General features: G+C 46.3%; 16 protein-coding genes. 14 read left to right on the top strand and 2 right to left on the bottom strand.

Annotated features, from left to right (window positions below; translation table 11 throughout):
- The first annotated feature begins 173 nt into the window (after positions 1–173).
- From ccmA to ccmI, 9 genes are read left to right on the top strand one after another with little or no spacing between them, the layout of a single operon-like run.
- On the top strand, positions 174–821 hold the full coding sequence (ccmA, locus tag ICN33_RS02070) for a cytochrome c biogenesis heme-transporting ATPase CcmA (protein ID WP_216194097.1): 648 nt from the start codon (positions 174–176) through the stop codon (positions 819–821).
- Positions 818–1,483 (top strand): heme exporter protein CcmB, encoded by a 666-nt coding sequence (gene ccmB / locus ICN33_RS02065; protein ID WP_216194095.1) that lies wholly within the window; start codon positions 818–820, stop codon positions 1,481–1,483. The genes ccmA and ccmB overlap by 4 nt, the downstream gene beginning before the upstream one ends.
- Positions 1,480–2,250 carry a heme ABC transporter permease CcmC gene (gene ccmC / locus ICN33_RS02060; protein WP_216194093.1) on the top strand — a complete coding sequence of 257 codons (771 nt, stop codon included), beginning with the start codon at positions 1,480–1,482 and terminating at the stop codon, positions 2,248–2,250. Before ccmB ends, ccmC begins: the two co-directional genes overlap by 4 nt.
- The gene (ccmD, locus tag ICN33_RS02055) at positions 2,250–2,438 is read left to right on the top strand and encodes a heme exporter protein CcmD (protein WP_216194091.1); all 189 of its coding nucleotides are present in this window, start codon (positions 2,250–2,252) and stop codon (positions 2,436–2,438) included. Before ccmC ends, ccmD begins: the two co-directional genes overlap by 1 nt.
- The gene (ccmE, locus tag ICN33_RS02050) at positions 2,435–2,869 is read left to right on the top strand and encodes a cytochrome c maturation protein CcmE (RefSeq protein WP_216194090.1); all 435 of its coding nucleotides are present in this window, start codon (positions 2,435–2,437) and stop codon (positions 2,867–2,869) included. Before ccmD ends, ccmE begins: the two co-directional genes overlap by 4 nt.
- A complete protein-coding gene (locus ICN33_RS02045; RefSeq protein ID WP_216194088.1) occupies positions 2,866–4,785 on the top strand; it encodes a heme lyase CcmF/NrfE family subunit in 1,920 nt (639 codons plus the stop codon). Before ccmE ends, ICN33_RS02045 begins: the two co-directional genes overlap by 4 nt.
- Positions 4,782–5,312: a DsbE family thiol:disulfide interchange protein gene (locus ICN33_RS02040; protein ID WP_216194086.1), complete on the top strand. Its 531-nt coding sequence runs from the start codon at positions 4,782–4,784 to the stop codon at positions 5,310–5,312. Before ICN33_RS02045 ends, ICN33_RS02040 begins: the two co-directional genes overlap by 4 nt.
- Positions 5,309–5,779 (top strand): cytochrome c-type biogenesis protein, encoded by a 471-nt coding sequence (locus ICN33_RS02035; RefSeq protein WP_216194084.1) that lies wholly within the window; start codon positions 5,309–5,311, stop codon positions 5,777–5,779. Before ICN33_RS02040 ends, ICN33_RS02035 begins: the two co-directional genes overlap by 4 nt.
- On the top strand, positions 5,776–6,981 hold the full coding sequence (gene ccmI, locus ICN33_RS02030; protein ID WP_216194082.1) for a c-type cytochrome biogenesis protein CcmI: 1,206 nt from the start codon (positions 5,776–5,778) through the stop codon (positions 6,979–6,981). The genes ICN33_RS02035 and ccmI overlap by 4 nt, the downstream gene beginning before the upstream one ends.
- Before the next feature lie 3 nt (positions 6,982–6,984).
- Here the strand turns inward: ccmI and ICN33_RS02025 are convergent, their stop codons facing one another.
- On the bottom strand, positions 6,985–7,746 hold the full coding sequence (locus tag ICN33_RS02025; RefSeq protein WP_216196512.1) for an SDR family oxidoreductase: 762 nt from the start codon (positions 7,744–7,746) through the stop codon (positions 6,985–6,987).
- 260 nt (positions 7,747–8,006) lie between these two features.
- On the opposite strand from ICN33_RS02025, the gene ICN33_RS02020 reads away from it, so the two are divergent.
- Together ICN33_RS02020 and ICN33_RS02015 are read left to right on the top strand one after the other, a co-directional pair.
- Positions 8,007–8,972 (top strand): tripartite tricarboxylate transporter substrate binding protein, encoded by a 966-nt coding sequence (locus ICN33_RS02020; protein ID WP_216194080.1) that lies wholly within the window; start codon positions 8,007–8,009, stop codon positions 8,970–8,972.
- A 32-nt stretch (positions 8,973–9,004) separates the two neighbouring features.
- Complete coding sequence (locus tag ICN33_RS02015; protein WP_216194079.1) at positions 9,005–9,760, top strand: 2OG-Fe dioxygenase family protein; 756 nt, start codon at positions 9,005–9,007, stop codon at positions 9,758–9,760.
- An 11-nt stretch (positions 9,761–9,771) separates the two neighbouring features.
- Here ICN33_RS02015 and ICN33_RS02010 read toward each other — a convergent pair whose 3' ends face one another.
- A complete protein-coding gene (locus tag ICN33_RS02010) occupies positions 9,772–10,755 on the bottom strand; it encodes a tripartite tricarboxylate transporter substrate binding protein (protein WP_255530555.1) in 984 nt (327 codons plus the stop codon).
- Positions 10,756–10,840: 85 nt separating this feature from the next.
- Here ICN33_RS02010 and ICN33_RS02005 point away from each other — a divergent pair, with 85 nt between their 5' ends.
- Genes ICN33_RS02005 through ccoS form a run of 3 tightly spaced genes read left to right on the top strand, consistent with a single transcriptional unit; the run spans position 10,841 to position 14,682 of the window.
- Positions 10,841–12,076: an MFS transporter gene (locus ICN33_RS02005; RefSeq protein ID WP_216194076.1), complete on the top strand. Its 1,236-nt coding sequence runs from the start codon at positions 10,841–10,843 to the stop codon at positions 12,074–12,076.
- Positions 12,073–14,517, top strand: coding sequence for a heavy metal translocating P-type ATPase (locus ICN33_RS02000; RefSeq protein WP_255530554.1), 2,445 nt, complete (start codon positions 12,073–12,075; stop codon positions 14,515–14,517). Before ICN33_RS02005 ends, ICN33_RS02000 begins: the two co-directional genes overlap by 4 nt.
- Positions 14,518–14,526: 9 nt before the next feature.
- Positions 14,527–14,682: a cbb3-type cytochrome oxidase assembly protein CcoS gene (ccoS, locus tag ICN33_RS01995; protein ID WP_216194075.1), complete on the top strand. Its 156-nt coding sequence runs from the start codon at positions 14,527–14,529 to the stop codon at positions 14,680–14,682.
- The last annotated feature ends 150 nt before the right edge of the window (positions 14,683–14,832 follow it).

Here is a 14,832-nt window from a genome sequence, read left to right as displayed (position 1 = left end):
CATGGAAAAACCACCTTTGGGTGGTTTTTTCTTTCTCAGCCAACTCAGTTTATAATTTCATAAGTAATTGAATTGAAAGGGAATATTCCCTTAATTCCACTTTTGCTGGTTTGACAGCTTCCATAGGCTCTTGGACAATGCCTGGGGTGGTTTGAATCAAGCCATTGCCTTACATGACAGCCAATACCTTCTTCTCCTCCAGCAAGCCGCATTTAAAGCTCGAAGCTCATGCGCTTTGTTGTGTTCGTGGTGAAAGGCGCTTATTCCAGGATCTCAATTTAACGGTCTCAGCCGGAGAATGCCTCCATGTCCGTGGTGAAAATGGTGTCGGCAAAACGAGTCTATTAAGACTGTTGACGGGTTTATCTAAGCCAGAGGCGGGAGAGATTGCGTGGGGTGGCCAGTCGATCGCTATAGACACCTCAGCCTATCATAGTGCACTTTTATTTCTTGGGCATCGTGATGCCTTGAAAGAAGACCTTACTGCTCTCGAAAATCTGCAGCTATATGCCGCCCTTGATGGTGTCGAGCTCTCTGATGAAAAAGCTTTGTCTGCTCTTTGGCGTTTTGGTTTGCGCGGGCGTGAGTATTTGCCGGTGAATTGTTTATCGGCTGGGCAGAAGCGTCGCGTCTTGATGGCTCGCATGCTGACGCGTCAAGCTAAGTTGTGGATCTTAGATGAGCCTTTTAATGCGCTGGATATTCATGCGATGCAAGCTTTGCAAGGTCTTATTAGTGAGCATTTAGAGCAGGGTGGGCTAGTGGTATTCACTAGCCATCAAGAGGTAAGCCTTCCACAGATGAAGGTGCTTGATTTATGAATGCTTTGTTAGCCATCATTCATCGTGATTTACTCCTAGTGATGCGCCGCAAGAGTGAGGTGCTCACAGCCCTATTTTTCTTTGTTGTGGTTACTAGCCTGTTTCCGTTGGGTATTGGGGCAGACACTGGCTTGCTGCGAAAAATTGCACCAGGTGTTCTTTGGGTTGCAGCTCTGTTGTCGACCTTATTGGGGTTGCATCGCATGTTTGCGGCAGACTATCAGGATGGCTCATTAGAGCAACTCGCTCTATCGCCCCAGCCAATGGTGCTACTGGTGACTGGAAAAATCATTGCCCATTGGGTTGTGTGCGGTTTGCCACTCGTGCTTTTGGCCCCGATTATTGGCATTCAGTTTGATCTGGAAGCTAGCTCTTTATATGTGTTGATGGGTACTCTATTATTGGGTACTCCAGTGCTATCCTTGCTAGGCTCTATAGGCGCCGCACTGACCTTGGGGGTAAGAGGTGGCAGCGTCTTGCTAAGCTTATTGATACTGCCCTTATTTGTCCCAGTACTTATTTTTGGAGCTGGCGCTGTATATGCCAATAGTGTGGGCTTAGATACATCTGGCCATTTTTCATTACTAGGCGCTTTATTGATTTTGGCTTTAGCATTTGTTCCTTGGGTAAGTAGCGCAGCAGTAAAGATTGCGATTGAATGAGTCAAGTAAATAATTTTTCTAATCACCGCTTGGTTAACTGGTTTAAGTTATCTAGCCCCAGCACTTTTTATCCAGTGGCGGGTAAGCTCATCCCATTCTTTTGGGTTTTAACTTTTTTGTTTGGCGCCGCTGGTTTGTGGGTTAGTTTTTTTGTTGCGCCGGTCGATGCTGTTCAAGGCCAAGGCTATCGCATTATTTTTATCCATGTGCCCGCCTCTTGGATGTCGATGGTCATTTATTTAGTGATGGCTGCATGGGCTGGGTTGGGGTTGGTATTTAATACTCGCTTGTCAGCAATGATGGCGCAAGCACTTGCTCCCATAGGTGCATGGATGGCATTTTTATCTTTATGGACAGGCGCCTTTTGGGGTAAGCCCATGTGGGGCACTTGGTGGGTTTGGGATGCGCGCCTCACCTCAGAATTGATTCTCTTGTTTCTTTACTTGGGCTTTATTGCCTTACGAGCATCCATCGATGATCCACGTCGCGCTGATAAGGCCAGCGCCATCTTGGCATTGGTGGGGGTGGTAAACGTGCCCATTATTTATTTTTCCGTGAAATGGTGGAATACCTTGCATCAAGGCGCATCCGTTTCCTTAACCAAAGCACCGGCGATGGCTCAAACCATGCTGTGGGGAATGCTCTTGATGGCTTTGTGCCTTTGGATGTACAGCATTGCAGTTACCTTAATGAGAGTGAGGGCAATCATTTTGGAGCGTGAAGCCCATGCCGATTGGGTGAGACAATCAATTGAGGTGAAAAGCTGATGTGGAATAGCCCTTCCGAGTTTTTCGCCATGGGCGGCTATGCTCTGTATGTATGGTGCAGCTTTGGCGTTTGTGCGCTAGTGTTGATATTGGAGCCTCTATTTGTGCGTGCTCGTTTTAGGGCAGTCGTGCGCAGATTGAGGCAAGAGCAAATAGCAGAGCAGTTTGATAAAGAGATTAGTAAGTGAAGCCTAGATATAAACGCGCATTCATTATTGTTGCTGCACTCATTGTTATTGGAGTTGCCGCGCTTTTAATCTTGAATGCACTCAATAGTAATATCGCCTTGTATGTCACCCCAAGTGAGGTTGCAGCTGGTAAAGCCCCACAGGGCCAAGCCTTCCGCATTGGTGGCATGGTTAAGGATGGCTCATTGAAACGTGACGGTCTAACAGTTCACTTTGTGATCACTGATCTCGTGAAAGATATTCCAGTTGCATATACAGGCATCCTTCCCGATTTATTTAAAGAAGGTAAAGGTGCGGTGATCCAAGGTCGCATGAATGCGAACGGGGAATTTGTGGCTAGTGAGGTATTGGCTAAGCATGATGAGAACTACATGCCTCCTGAAGCCAAACACGCCTTAGAACAAGCGCAAAAAAACGGAAGCAATAAATGATTCCTGAGTTTGGGCATTACGCATTAGTTCTGGCACTTTGCATTGCCTTGATCCAAGGGGTTTTGCCTTTGCTGGGCGCGCACTTCGGCCGCCGTGACTGGCTGGTGTTAGCAAGGCCTGCAGCGCAAACGGTTTTTCTATTGCTAGCGATTGCCTTCGGAATATTGGCTTGGAGTTTTTACGTCAATGACTTTTCCGTGCTCTATGTTGCTGAGCACTCCAATTCGCAATTACCGGTGATTTATCGATTGGGTGCGGTATGGGGTGGCCATGAAGGCTCGCTCTTGTTATGGATCTTCTTGCTGGCCACTTGGACTATCTTGGTAGCGCAACTCTCTAAAGCATTGGATGACTTTATGGTAGCGCGTGTCATTGGTGTATTGGGCTTGGTCACTAGCGGTTTGCTGTTATTCGTTTTAACAACCTCAAATCCATTTGAACGTTTATTGCCTGCCGCTCAAGATGGCCGCTCCTTGAATCCGCTTCTACAAGATCCAGGCTTGGTATTTCATCCACCCATGTTGTACATGGGTTATGTCGGTTTCTCAGTAGCCTTTGCGTTTGCGATTGCCTCTTTACTGTCAGGTAGATTAGATGCTGCTTGGGCGCGTTGGTCACGCCCTTGGACTACCGCTGCTTGGGTTTTCTTGACCCTGGGAATCGCTCTTGGTTCCTGGTGGGCTTATTACGAATTGGGTTGGGGTGGATGGTGGTTCTGGGACCCTGTTGAGAATGCCTCATTCATACCCTGGCTAGTTGGCACCGCCTTATTGCATTCATTAGCGGTTACCGAAAAGCGCGGCGGCTTTAAGAGTTGGACCGTGCTCCTAGCGATTACAGCATTCTCCTTATCGCTGCTCGGCACCTTTTTAGTTCGCTCAGGTGTATTGACCTCGGTGCACGCATTCGCAACTGACCCAAGACGCGGCATTTTTATCCTGATCTTTTTGTCACTGGTGGTTGGTTCATCTCTATTGCTGTACGCATGGCGTGCGCCTAAGAGCTCGATGGGCGGTAAATTTAGCCTGAGCTCTAGAGAAACATTTATCTTGCTCGGCAATGTATTTTTGGTGGTGTCCGCTGGATCTGTTTTGCTGGGCACACTATATCCATTGTTGATTGATGCGCTACATCTCGGTAAGATTTCTGTCGGCCCTCCTTATTTCAATAGCGTATTTGTACCCATCATGGTTCCTTTATTGGTATTGATGGGCATTGGGCCTTGGACGAGCTGGAAGCAAAGTAACTTACTTACCATCATTAAGCGTTTATGGTTAGCGGGCGTAGTTGCTTTGTTCGCGGGTATAGCAATCCCGTTGATCATGGGTCAATTTACTTGGCTTGCAGGCATGGGTTTCATGCTGGCTTTTTGGGTAATTGCTTCGGGCTGCATGCAAATCGTTCGCCAAGCTAAGGCTGGCAAGCCCACACGCTCTTTTATTGGTATGCAAATAGCGCATTTGGGGATTGCAGTTTTTGTCATCGGCGTCACGATGGTGGGCGCTTATCAAGAAGAAAAAGATGTGCGTATGTCCGCTGGCGATACCGTCAGTGTTGGCGGTTATCAAATTTTGCTGCAGGGCGTAAATGCCGCTCCTGGCCCAAATTATCAAGCGATGCGTGGCACATTCCTATTGTCAAAGAATGGCAGCGGCCAGATTAGCCTTTATCCAGAGAAGAGAAGTTATTTTTCATCAACAATGCCCATGACTGAGGCGGCGATTAATGCGGGACTAACTCGTGACATTTATGTGTCCTTAGGTGAAGAGCTCGGAGATCAGTCCTGGGCTGTACGCGTTTATTACAAGCCATTTGTTGACTGGATTTGGGGTGGTTGCTTGCTAATGGCTTTAGGTGGCGTGTTGGCTATGTCAGATAAGCGTTATCGACTGAAATTGAAGAGCAAATTTGCATGAAAGCAAAGTTTTTAATTCCGCTGATATTGTTTTTAGGTTTGGTAGTCTTTTTGGCTATCGGATTAAATCGTGATCCGCACGAAGTGCCATCGCCATTAATCAATAAGGTGGCGCCTGCATTTGAAGTTTCTCAAGTAGCTGATGCAAATAAAACATTTTCACCAGCTAGCATGAAGGATCAGGTGTGGATATTGAATGTATGGGCTTCCTGGTGTGTAGCTTGCCGTGAAGAGCATCCTGTTTTAGTCGAGCTAGCAAAATCTCAAATGGCGCCAGTTATTGGCCTGGACTATAAAGATAAACGTGAAGATGCCTTGGCAATGCTGGCAAAACAAGGCAATCCCTATGTTCTCTCTGCTTTTGATGGAAATGGCCGCGTTGGAATTGATTATGGTGTCTACGGTGTGCCTGAGACCTACGTCATTGATAAAGCAGGCGTGATTCGCTTTAAGCATATTGGCCCACTAACGATGGATTTGTTAAATCAGAAAATTTATCCCATGTTGACTGAGCTTAAGAAATCATGAGAAATATTTTCTTAATTGTTGTTTGTGTATTGAGCTTGAGTAGTGCTATTGCGAATGAAGCGGCTCCTTTAGCAGATGACCCTGTAACAGAGCAACGCCTCATCAGCATTTCCGAAGAAATGCGTTGCTTGGTATGCCAGAACGAATCTTTGGCTGGCTCACGCTCTGATTTAGCAAATGATTTGCGTCGTGAAATTCGTATTCTGATCAAAGAGGGTAAAAGCGATGATCAAATTCGTTCCTTTATGGTTGAGCGCTATGGCGACTTTGTGCTCTATCGTCCACCAGTCAAACCGGTGACCTGGCTGCTATGGATTGGGCCATTTGTCATTTTAGGCATTGGTATTGCTGGCTTATTGATGTATCTAAGGCGCAGAAACAGCATTATTCCTACTGTCACTCTGACGGATTCCGATAATCAGAAAATCGATGCCATGCTAAACGCGGCCGATAACAAAGAAGGATGAATTCGGTGACCAGCTTTTTAATTCCTGCTTTCCTGCTCCTGATATTGGTCTTGGTGTTACTGCTGCGACCTTTTATATTTCCTGCGCACAGCAAGGCAACATCACGTCGTCAGATGAATGCCACTATTTATCGAGAAGAGCTTGATAAATTGGAGGCTGAACATCAATCTAGCGTAATTAATTCTGTTGATTATGAAATTGCCCATGCAGAAATGCGTCAAAGACTTTTTCAAGATACGCTTGAGGAGGATGATAGGGAGGTTGCTGGCTCTGCGAAGAAAACGGCTATTGGTTTATGCGTCTTCATTATCTTAATATCTTCTGCGCTCTATTTTTCTTTAGGTGACGTTGTTCGTATAGCCCAAAGAAATTCTGAAAAACCCATCACTCAAGAGGGTGTTGAAAAAATGGTGGCTGAGTTTGCCGCCAAAATGGAAAAAGACCCAACGAACTTAAAAGGGTGGGCGATGTTGGCTCGTTCTTATCGAATCTTGGGTCGCAACGAAGACGCCGCTAAAGCTTATGAGCGCGCTGGTAGTTTTGTAAACTCTGATCCGCAGTTATTGGCTGACTACGCAGATGTATTGGCTAGTAATGCTAATGGTAATTTTGCTGGAAAGCCCTTACAGCTAATTAATCAAGCTCTAAAACTAGACCCTAATAATTTAATGGCGCTTTGGCTTTCTGGAACAGCCTCATACAACGCCGGTAATTACAAGCTAGCGGTGCAAAGTTGGGAAAGGCTGGCGCAGCAACTGCCCCCGGATACGGATGAGGCTCGCGCTATTAAAGGCTCGATTACTGAAGCGCGCTCTAAAGGTGGTTTATCTGCTCCTGCTCCAATGCCTGTTGCATCTTCTGGAAAAGAAATCAGCGGCAAGATTGAAATATCTACCGAACTCAAATCCAACATTAAGCCTGGCGATATTGTGATGGTGATTGCTCGTAAGCCGGGTGAGCGTATGCCAGTTGCCGTCTTAAAGGCGCCTGCAACGGATTTTCCGATGCGCTTTACTTTGAACGATGCCTTGGCTATGAACCCTAGCGCACCTCTTTCGCAACTGTCAGAGGCTAGTATCGAGGTACGAATCTCAAAATCAGGAATGGCTAAACCAGAAGCAGGGGATCTCATTTCCTCGGCGCAAACAATCAAAGTTGGCGAAAAGAATGTTCGCCTACTTGTAAATCAAGTCCGTCAGTAAGACTTAGCCTCTGCCGACAAATGGCATATTGGTTGCCATAATAGTCATCGAGAGAATATTGCTTTCTAGTGGGAGCTGAGCCATGTGTAGTACCGCTTCTCCGACGTGGTCAACGTCCATGCGCGGCTCTACTTTAATGGATTGGTCGGCTTGCATAATTCCGGCGGCCATGCGTTCAGTCATCTCTGTAGCGGCATTGCCGATATCAATTTGTCCGCAAGCAATCTTGAATGGGCGGCCATCTAATGCAATGGATTTAGTCAAGCCGCTGATAGCATGTTTTGTGGCGGTATAGGGCGCTGACATTGGGCGCGGCGCATGCGCAGAGATCGAGCCGTTATTGATAATTCTGCCGCCTTGAGGAGACTGGGCTTTCATCATGCGAATCGCCTCTTGCGAGCATAAGAATGCTCCACAGAGATTGGCGTTCACCACATTCATCCATTGTTCGTAGCTCAGTTCTTCCATGGGGATTGCTGGGGCGCCCATGCCGGCGTTATTAAATAGGACATCAATACGCCCAAACTGATTGCTAAGTGCTGCAAATAGCTTTTTGACTTCTTCAGGTTTGCCAACGTCACAAGCAACGGCAAGGCAATTGTTCTGATCGCCACCAATATCGGCAATGGCGTTTTCTAGTTTGTCTAGGTTGCGCCCAGTTAAAACCACTTGAAAGCCCCCTTTAAGGAGGGCCTTGGCCGCCGCCTTTCCAATCCCAGTTCCTGCGCCGGTGACTAGGGCTACCTTCGTTTTTGGTGAATTCATCATGATTTTTGGGGGCATTTAAAAAGCCTCATCTTATCTTGATTTAGGCTATCAGATTTGAAACCTTTTCCTAGCACCATGCTCGGGGCATAATGAAAAAACCTAATCTGGAGTTGATTTTTCGATGGCGCAGGGTGGTCAACTAAAAATATTGAGTCAGCTAACGTGCAAAAGCATCTTCATCGGTAACGAACACAACACTTTAGCGGCATCCCTGAAAATGAATTGCGCGTACAGAAACTAATACCTGAGGAAGCTGAATGAATAAAAAATTTCAAAAAATATTATTGGTGCTGGGTGTTGTTACGTCTTTTGGGGTTCAGGCGCAAGGCTATCCTAATAAGCCTATATCAATGGTTGTTCCTCAGGCAGCAGGTGGCACTAACGATATTGTTGCGCGTTTGATTGCGCCTGCATTTGGTGAGTCTATTGGTGCCTCCATTGTGGTTGAAAATAGACCCGGCGCTGGCGGCAATATTGGCACCCAAAGTGTTGCGCGCTCAGCCAAGGATGGCTATACCTTATTGCTCACTATCAATAGTGCTCAAGCTATCAATCCCTCCCTTTACAAAAATCCTGGCTTTGACCCTGTAAACGATTTTGTACCGCTGTATTACATTGGCGCCACACCCTATGTATTGGTATCGCCGCCAGGCTCGCCATATAAAACATTAGCCGATGTTATTGCTGCTGCCAAGAAAAAGCCTGGCGAGCTTTCCTACGCCTCTGCTGGCAATGGCACGATTAGTCATTTATTGGGCGCTATGCTCAATGCCAGTGCTGGCATTGACATGCAACATATTCCTTATAAAGGGGTAGCGCCAGCCATCAATGATGTACTGGGTGGACAGGTGCCTTTAGCGTTCGCCAGTTTGCCATCTGCATTAAATTACATTAAAGCAGGAAAGCTACAAGCAATTGCCATTAGCTCCGCAAAGCGATCGAGCGCAGCCCCAGAAATTCCGACGATTGCAGAAACTTACCCTGATTGCGTAGGCGAGGTTTGGGTTGCGATCTTTGCACCAATCGGCGTTAGTGCGGATATTGTGAAGAAAGTGCAGACAGCAATGGATAAGACCATGGCTAAATCAGAGGTGCGTGAGAAGTTATCTGCACAGGGATTGGATCTTGCTCCTGTGCCCACCACCAAGTTGAGCGCCTTGCTAAAAGATGAGCTGGCAAAGTGGGCAAAAATTGTGAAAGCATCTGGCGCTCAGTTGGATTAACGAATTTCTGCTACTTGACCTAAAATAGACAGATGACGATTGCTGGCCTTGCGCCTCCACTGACCCCTCTCAAGCAGATTGATCAGGCTTTGCGCAATGACGGTTTTGCGGTTGTTACTGCAGAGACTGTTGCCGAATTTAGCCATGTTGCATTACCCAGCCTTCTAAGTCTCACGCAGTTTTGGGAAAATTTGCCGCGTGACCCTTATCTAAAAGATGGCGGCCGTTATCGCTTCCGACGTCATGCAAGCTATCAGATTAAGGGTGATGATCTTGCTTTGGTACCGCATCGCGCGCATTGGCAGTCACTTGATTACAACGCATTGCATGGTGGTATTGAGCGTTGGTTTGAGCCCATTCAAGGTGAGTTATTAAATAATCCTGCTTGGCAATCAGTATTGCTCGGGCTCGCCCATCTCTTAAATGGCTTAAAACCGGTGAATACCTGGTTTGTTGAAGCACATCAATTTCGGATTGATACCACTGATGGAATTGGGCGTCCAACACCGGAAGGCGCTCATCGTGATGGCGTTGATTTTGTAGCGGTCTTCTTATTGAATCGTTCGGGCATTAAGGGTGGGGAGACCAGAATATTTGATACGTCTGGTTCTGCGGGCCTGCGTTTTACTCTTACACAACCCTGGTCCTTATTGCTGATGAATGATCAACGCATGATTCATGAATCTACACCCATTCAGCCTTTAGCAAATTATGGCTATCGAGATACCTTAGTGCTAACTTACCGCTCTAATGGTTTCCAAGACTCCCCAAATCGTAGCCAGCAATAAACACTTCAGGTTTACTCTGGCTCCATGCCAGCTTCTTTAATAGCCTTCGCCCACTTCGCAGTTTCTAGTTTAATTTTTTGTCCGAGTGCCTCGGGTGTGCCAGGCTGAGTCTCAAAGCCATTCGCGGAAAGTCTTTCAACAAGATCTTTTGATTTAGCGGCATTGTTGATGGCTTGATTGAGCTTGAGAATGGCATCTTTTGGCATGCCTGCTGGACCAAATGCTGCGAAGAAGGCAATCAACTCATAGCCTTTGGTACCCAGAGCCTCATTCACCGTAGGCAATTCTGGAATTACCGGTGAACGCTTCAATGATGTTACGGCTAAACCACGAATCTTTCCTGCTTGCACCTGGGGTAAAGAAACTCCAAAGTCAGAGGTGAACATATTGACCTGACCACCTATTAAATCAGTCATTGCATTAGGACCGCTTTTATACGATACCCCAGTCATTTTGATATCAGCAAAGCTCGCCAGCATTTCTGAAGAAACGCGCTGTGATGTACTTGCGTAAGCAAAGGTTACTTTTCCTGGGTTTGCTTTAGCAAGCGATACAAATCCGTTAAGAGACTTTACAGGCACATCATTGTTAACGGCAATGATGAGTGGGGCTGACCCAAAATATCCAATAGGAGTAAAGGCGGTATCTTGGTTATAGGGAAGACTCTTTACCAAGCTTTTAAGGGCGGCATTAGTGCTGTTAGTGCCAAATAAAATCGTGTATCCATCTGCAGGGGCTTTAGCCACAAAGTCTGCGCCAATAAGTCCATTTGCTCCGGGTCGATTTTCAATAACCACCGGCTGACCTAATGTCTCAGACATTTTTGCTGCAAATGCACGCCCAATTTGGTCTGTGGTACTTCCAGGGGCAAAAGGAACAATTGCTTTAATAGGTTTTGAGGGATAGTTATCTGCAATTGCTAGTGGACTCGCAAAGCCAATAAAGAGGCTAATGCCGATGTGCATTAGGCTACCAGTAAATGATTTGCTTTTCATGCTGTCTCCATCTTGTTTTTAATAGTGTAACGGGTCTCTTTTGTTCTGGGCGAGTAGAATGAGTTCACGTTTCTACTGACTATTTATGCGCTTTCGTTCAGCCGGTTATACCCCTCTTATGCTCATGGCACAAACCTGTGCTTTATTGGGCTTTGCTTGCTACGCTGTTGTTCTTACTGCTTTGCAAGAAGAGTGGCATTTAACTAATTTGCAGTCAGGTTTAATTGCCAGCGCCTTCTTCTTTGGTTACATGCTTGCGGTTCCTTTGGCTACTGCGTTAACTGATCGTGTTGATGCTCGTAAGGTCTATCTAATAGGCGGCCTCACCGCTACTGCTGGACTTCTGGGTATGGGCCTATTGGCTTACAACTTTTGGACGGCACTATTTTTTATGGCTTTCAATGGTGCTGGTCTTGCTGGTACCTATATGCCGGGACTCAAAATTTTGTCTGACCGGATTCAGTCCGGAGAGTTAACGCGCCATATTGCTTTCTATACCGCCTTCTTTGGTATTGGCACGGGTTTTTCTTATTTATGTTCAGGTTGGATTTTGAGTGCACTTGGTTGGCACTATGTATTTGGTCTGATTGCCTTAGGTCCATTTGGTGCGTTTCTGATTGTTCTATTGCTGATTCCAGCGCTTCAGCATGAGAAGTGGAAAGGTCCTATTCATATTCGTTTACACGATATTTTTCCTGTAGATAAATGGAAATTAGTTTTGCAGGACAAGAATGCATCAGGCTATATTTTTGGTTATACCGCACACACCCTAGAGCTCTTTGCTTCTCGAAGTTGGATTGTTGCCTTCTTTGCATTTTGTGCAGTCGCCTCTGGAGAGGAATTCTTTTTGACGGCTACCACCTTAGCGGGAGTAATTAACTTTTTTGGCGTGCCTTCTTCCATACTAGGGAATGAAATTGCCTTGAAAGTCGGTCGTCAAAAGTGGGTGTGTATTGTGATGCTCACGAGCGCTGTATTGGGTATTGCATTCGCTTGCTCAACAGGCCATTCCTGGTGGTTAATAGTTGCCCTAGCGATTGGGCATGCTATTTTCATCATGGCAGATTCCTCGACGCTTACTGCGGGCTTGGTGATGAGTGCACAAGAAAATATCAAGGGTGCTGCTATGGGTCTGCACTCCTTGATGGGCTTTGGTGGTGGCTTATTGGGTCCAGCTATTTTTGGTTTCGTTTTAGATATCTCTGGTTCTCGTGCGTCACAGGTTGCTTGGGTATGGGCATACGTTGCTGTTGTGATGTGGGGCGTTCTGTTTGTCATTTATGAGCGTCGTAGGGGTTGGGGTAGTTCAGTGCGTGTATGAGTAATAAGATGGAAAAGAAAAAATCTTTGATTTGCTATCACTGCTCGAGCCAGATTCTCCCCAGCGAGTTAATCGAGGCCGAACTAGGTGGTGAGCCCCGAGTATTTTGTTGTCCGGGTTGTATGGCGATTGCGCAAACCATTCATGGCGAAGGGCTGGAAGTTTTTTATGCTAGACGATCTCAGTCTGGCGATAAGCCAGCGGCTTATCTTGCTAGTAATGAGATTCCAGAAAAACTGAAGCCCTATGATGACCCATCGTTGCGAAGTCGCTTTACTCGTCCTTCTGCAGAGGTGGGTGATCTTGAGACAACACTACGCTTAGAGAAAATTCGTTGTGCAGCTTGCGTTTGGTTGTGTGAGCAACATTTGCGTCGTAATACAGGCGTGAAAGATGTGCAAATTAATTACGTCACACAAAAAGTGATGGTGCGTTTTTCTCCAGATAAAACAAGTCTAGCTAGATTGTTGTTTGAGATTGAGCGAATTGGTTATGAGGCTTGGCCCTTTGAGCCTTCTCAATCCTTAGACAGAGCAAAAAAAGAAAGGCGTAGCCTTCTTCTGCGTCTTGGGGTGGCGATGCTGGGCATGATGCAAGTCATGATGTATGCGTGGCCTACCTATGTTGGGGCTGACATCACTCCTGAGTTTGAGATCCTTTTAGGTTGGACTAGTTGGGTCTTGACTGTGCCGGTAATGGTGTATTCAGCAGGACCAATATTTCAAGCCGCTTGGCGAAGTGTTCAGTCGTTTAAGCAAACACATATGCTGGGTATGGATGTGCCAATTGCTTTAGCTCTTGCTCTGGCATTTACCGCAGGCACAATCAATTTAATCACTGGCGCAGGTCATAGCTATTTTGATTCCATCACCATGTTTGTTGCATTCATTTTGGCAGCAAGATATGTGGAGCTATTGGCTAGACAAGACGCACAAGGCGGAGCCGAAGCTTTGGCAAAGCAATTGCCTGCAACGTGTGAGCGTGCGTTGAATTATCCAACTTCACAAGAAATTGAAGTTGTCCCTGTCGTCAATTGCAATCTGGGTGAAGTGCTACGTGTTTCTCCTGGTGAGGTGGTCCCAGCGGATGGCATCTTGATTGAGAATCCCAGTGCTTTAGATGAATCTTTATTGACTGGCGAATCCAAACCTGTTGAGAAAAAAATTGGAGATCGCATCTACGCTGGAACCCATAACATTCTCAATCCATTATTGATGAGAATCGAGGCGGTGGGGCAGTCAACGCGTATCGCGGGCATTGCCTCTTTATTGGATCAGGCATTGCTTGCTAAGCCAGTCATGGTGAGTCTTGCAGAAAAGTGGACGGCTTATTTTGTAGCCTTCTTATTGTTGGGTGCATTTGCTTCCTCAGCTATTTGGTTGTACTTTGACCCAAGTCGTGCATGGACTGTTTTGGTTTCAGTTCTGGTTGCAAGTTGCCCTTGTGCTCTATCGCTAGCGGTTCCCACTGCAATGGCAGCTGCGCAAGGCGCCGTCACTAAATTGGGTTTACTGATCGTCCGCGGTCATGTGATGGAAGGTTTAGTAAAGGCAACAGATTTGGTATTGGATAAAACAGGCACCTTGACGATGGGTCAACCAGAGCTACAAGAGATTATCAATTTGCGAGCAGGCTACCGTGGTGAAGATGCTTTAGCTTTAGCTACAGCTATAGAGGCTGGACAAAGACACCCCCTTGCACTTTCTTTGATGCGTGCCGCAGAAGCTGAAAATCTATCTTTGCCTTTGTTGGGTGAGCCAGTCATTAATCAGTTAGGTAAGGGCTTGAGCTCGGGAGCTTATCGCTTAGGAAGCGCTTTATGGATAGGCGTAGAGCAGGGTGCTCAATTAGGGCAATACGGCCAAGTGCATTTGGCAGACGCACAAGGTTTAATTGCCAGCTTTGTATTCTTGGATACACCGAGACCAGGACTAGAGCAGTTCATAAAAGTAGTGAAGTCTAGAAACATCACAGTACATTTAGTTTCTGGAGATGATCGCGCCACCGTTGCATGGTGGGCTAATCATGTCGGTATCGATCACTATCAGGGGGGATGTACTCCCGAAGATAAATATGATTACATTGAGCGGATCCAAAAAGAAGGTCGTTTCATCTGGGCTATTGGTGATGGCGTAAATGATGCACCCTTACTTGCTCGTGCCGATATCTCAATCGCAGTAGGCTCGGGAGCGCCACTGGCAGCGGCAGGAGCTGACGCAATTCTGACGCCCATCTCACTAGAGCCTCTAGCAAAAACTTTGCAGTTAGCTGATAAGACTCAAACCATCATTAAAGAAAATTTATGGTGGGCCTTGGCATATAACTTGATAGCCATTCCTGCCGCAATGATGGGTTTAGTCAACCCCTGGGTTGCCGGAATAGGGATGTCACTTTCTTCGCTTGCTGTGACATTAAATGCTTGGCGTTTACGAAAAGCTTAGACTAGAGGGATGGAAAGTCTATTTTTGCTCATCCCGTTATCGCTTGTTCTGGTTGGTGTCTTGGTTTGGATTTTGCGTTGGTCCATCAAAAGTGGTCAATTTGACGATTTAGACGGTCCCGGTGAGGCGATTTTGATGGATGATGACACTCCAAAATCTAAATAAGTTAGTAAACACTCTCAATAATAGCTATATATTTAAATAGCCCAAGAAATCTAGGGTTTCCCTTAGAGGTGCAGACTGAATTTGCCCCACCCTTTTTGATATAGATCAAACCCCTCCCAGGACCTTACTTTGATAATCAATCCAGTCTAT

It is taken from the genome of Polynucleobacter sp. UB-Tiil-W10, assembly GCF_018881605.1.
GTDB lineage: Bacteria > Pseudomonadota > Gammaproteobacteria > Burkholderiales > Burkholderiaceae > Polynucleobacter.
The sequence above is the reverse complement of the archived record's forward strand: the minus strand, read 5'-3'. Positions and strand labels throughout refer to the sequence as shown.

What these genes read in the sequence shown, in the direction of transcription:
- ccmB (WP_216194095.1), top strand. Translation starts at nt 818, where the DNA reads ATGAATGCTTTGTTAGCCATCATTCATCGTGATTTACTCCTAGTGATG.
- ICN33_RS02040 (WP_216194086.1), top strand. Translation starts at nt 4,782, where the DNA reads ATGAAAGCAAAGTTTTTAATTCCGCTGATATTGTTTTTAGGTTTGGTA.
- ICN33_RS02005 (WP_216194076.1), top strand. Translation starts at nt 10,841, where the DNA reads ATGCGCTTTCGTTCAGCCGGTTATACCCCTCTTATGCTCATGGCACAA.
- ICN33_RS02010 (WP_255530555.1), bottom strand. Translation starts at nt 10,755, where the DNA reads ATGAAAAGCAAATCATTTACTGGTAGCCTAATGCACATCGGCATTAGC.
- ccmD (WP_216194091.1), top strand. Translation starts at nt 2,250, where the DNA reads ATGTGGAATAGCCCTTCCGAGTTTTTCGCCATGGGCGGCTATGCTCTG.
- ICN33_RS02035 (WP_216194084.1), top strand. Translation starts at nt 5,309, where the DNA reads ATGAGAAATATTTTCTTAATTGTTGTTTGTGTATTGAGCTTGAGTAGT.
- ICN33_RS02000 (WP_255530554.1), top strand. Translation starts at nt 12,073, where the DNA reads ATGAGTAATAAGATGGAAAAGAAAAAATCTTTGATTTGCTATCACTGC.
- ICN33_RS02045 (WP_216194088.1), top strand. Translation starts at nt 2,866, where the DNA reads ATGATTCCTGAGTTTGGGCATTACGCATTAGTTCTGGCACTTTGCATT.
- ICN33_RS02020 (WP_216194080.1), top strand. Translation starts at nt 8,007, where the DNA reads ATGAATAAAAAATTTCAAAAAATATTATTGGTGCTGGGTGTTGTTACG.
- ccmC (WP_216194093.1), top strand. Translation starts at nt 1,480, where the DNA reads ATGAGTCAAGTAAATAATTTTTCTAATCACCGCTTGGTTAACTGGTTT.
- ICN33_RS02015 (WP_216194079.1), top strand. Translation starts at nt 9,005, where the DNA reads ATGACGATTGCTGGCCTTGCGCCTCCACTGACCCCTCTCAAGCAGATT.
- ccoS (WP_216194075.1), top strand. Translation starts at nt 14,527, where the DNA reads ATGGAAAGTCTATTTTTGCTCATCCCGTTATCGCTTGTTCTGGTTGGT.
- ccmA (WP_216194097.1), top strand. Translation starts at nt 174, where the DNA reads ATGACAGCCAATACCTTCTTCTCCTCCAGCAAGCCGCATTTAAAGCTC.
- ccmI (WP_216194082.1), top strand. Translation starts at nt 5,776, where the DNA reads ATGAATTCGGTGACCAGCTTTTTAATTCCTGCTTTCCTGCTCCTGATA.
- ICN33_RS02025 (WP_216196512.1), bottom strand. Translation starts at nt 7,746, where the DNA reads ATGAATTCACCAAAAACGAAGGTAGCCCTAGTCACCGGCGCAGGAACT.